This is a genomic window from Pseudarthrobacter sp. MDT1-22 (genome assembly GCF_054511035.1).
This window is the reverse complement of sequence record NZ_JBTNDK010000081.1, coordinates 1-1148: the sequence shown is the minus strand read 5'-3', so window position 1 is coordinate 1148 and position 1148 is coordinate 1. Positions and strand designations below refer to the sequence as shown.

Annotated in this window: 1 protein-coding gene; it reads right to left on the bottom strand. The window is 71.3% G+C overall.

Going from position 1 to position 1148, the window contains the following annotated elements; all coding sequences use genetic code 11:
* On the bottom strand, positions 1–1148 hold a 1148-nt coding region (locus ACX80M_RS21045), incomplete at both ends, for a thiolase family protein (protein ID WP_459310414.1).

Here is a 1148-nt window from a genome sequence, read left to right as displayed (position 1 = left end):
GGCGGGGCGGCGGTGACGTTTTCGAGGACGACGGCGAGGCCCTGGCCCACGCCGATGCAGATGGCGGCGACGCCCCACCGCTCACCGGAGGCCTGCAGGGACCGGGCGAGGGTGCCCAGGATCCGGGTGCCGGACGCTCCCAGCGGGTGGCCCATGGCGAGTGCGCCGCCGTGGCGGTTCACGATGGTGGGGTCGATGTCCCAGGCGTTGATGCAGGCCAGTGACTGTGCGGCGAACGCTTCGTTAAGTTCGACGGCGCCCACCTGGTCCCAGCCGATGCCCGCCTTCGCGAGGGCCTTGTTCGCGGCCTCCACCGGGGCGTAACCGAAGAACTGGGGGTCGTTGCCGTGCGCGCCGCGGCCGGCGATGCGGGCCAGCGGTTCGAGCCCGAGCAGCCCGGCGGCGTTCTCGGAGCCGATCCAGGCCGCGGAGGCGCCGTCGGACAGCGGGGAAGCGTTCCCGGCGGTGACGGTGCCGTTCTCGGTGCGGAACACGGTCTTCAGCCCGGCCAGCTTCTCTGCCGAGGACCCGGCGCGGATGCCCTCGTCCCGGACCAGGTCGGTGCCGGGGACCGGTGCGACGAGGTTGTCGTAGAAGCCCTCGTCCCAGGCGGCGGCGGAGAGGTTGTGCGAGTTCGCCGCGAACTCGTCCTGGGCCTCGCGGGTGACGCCGTATTTCTCGCGGAGCCTCTCGGTGGCCTCGCCGAGGGAGATTGTCCACTCCTTGGGCATGGCCTTGTTCACCAGCCGCCAGCCCAGCGTGGTGGACGCCAGGGTCATGTCCCCGGCCGGGTAGGGCTTCTCCGTCTTAGGCAGGACCCAAGGGGCGCGGGACATCGACTCGGCGCCGCCCACGAGCATCAACTCGGCGTCGCCGGCGTTGATCTGGCGCGAGGCGATGATCGCCGCGTCCAGGGAGGAACCGCAGAGCCGGTTCACGGACGTGCCCGGGATCGAGACCGGCAAGCCGGCCAGCAGCGTGCCCATCCGGGCGATATTCCGGTTCTCCTCGCCCGCGCCGTTGGCGTTGCCAAACACGACCTCGTCAATCCGCTCGGGATCCAGCCCGGGGGCCCGCTTCACGGATTCGGTGATGACGTGGGCGGCAAGGTCATCCGGGCGGACGGCGGCAAGGCCGGAGCCGAACTT